At 70.0% G+C, this 270-nt stretch carries 1 protein-coding gene; it reads right to left on the reverse strand.

Annotation, left to right across the window (positions count from 1 at the left end; genetic code table 11):
- Nucleotides 1-270, reverse strand: a 270-nt coding sequence (locus tag SB754_RS20425; protein WP_410784187.1) for a sulfite exporter TauE/SafE family protein, incomplete at both ends; no start/stop codon positions are given.

The following is a 270-nucleotide window of genomic DNA, read 5'->3' on the forward strand; positions in this document are numbered from 1 at the left end:
GTGTAGAGCAGGCCGCAGGGCAGCAGGCCCCAGAGCAGGCCCAGGCCGATGGCGTTGTCGAGTGAGCGTACGGGCAGGAACTTCGAAAAGACCGGCATCATGCGTCTCGTCAATGGGCCGGCGACCTGACCGGCGACGTCTCGGAAGCGCCCGGGCAGGGCGATATACACCGCCATCAGCACGATGATGGCGCCGAGCAGCCAGCGCATGACCTGCGGAGCGGCGTCGGGCACCGCGGCGGCCGGCAGCATGCCCAGGCCGGTGGCGAGC

This window comes from Leifsonia sp. SIMBA_070 (assembly GCF_046534635.1).
GTDB lineage: Bacteria > Actinomycetota > Actinomycetes > Actinomycetales > Microbacteriaceae > Leifsonia.